Source organism: Faecalicatena contorta (assembly GCF_021531895.1).
Classification (GTDB): domain Bacteria; phylum Bacillota; class Clostridia; order Lachnospirales; family Lachnospiraceae; genus JAFBIX01.
Genome location: NZ_JAFBIX010000086.1, coordinates 1 through 443, shown reverse-complemented (window position 1 = coordinate 443; position 443 = coordinate 1). Strand labels below are relative to the sequence as shown.

General features: G+C 38.1%; 1 protein-coding gene. It reads left to right on the top strand.

Annotated elements, in window-relative coordinates; translation table 11 throughout:
• On the top strand, positions 1-253 hold a 253-nt coding region (locus JQM81_RS13550; protein ID WP_235234350.1), incomplete at its 5' end, for a PH domain-containing protein.
• Between the last annotated feature and the right edge of the window lie 190 nt (positions 254-443).

The following is a 443-nucleotide window of genomic DNA, read 5'->3' as shown; positions in this document are numbered from 1 at the left end:
ATTTAGAAACGAAGTTATTGTTGATAAAAAACAAGTAGTAATACATTTTGGATTATTGACAAAGACTCTCCCTACACAAGAAATCACATCAATACGGAAAATGAAAAATTATTCAGCATCCTTTGCCGCATCCTTTGACCGGGTAGGAATCGAGTCGAAAAGAATGAGTACCGTTTTCGTTGCATTATACGAGAATCGAGAATTTGCAAATGAACTAATGAAGCTGAACAAAAAGATTAAATATGTAATTTAGTTAGGAATTTAGATTAGTTAGTTGGTAATTGGAAGGTGTACGGCGCAAGGAAGCTGGATAGGCTGGTCTGTTTCCGTCCAGCCTATCCAACTCCCTTGCGCCTGACATTCCCAATTACTGAACAAACTCATCTGGAGGAATTCCTGGCGAGAAGCGCAATGGGGAGCGATGTTTTTATACTATTTATCAT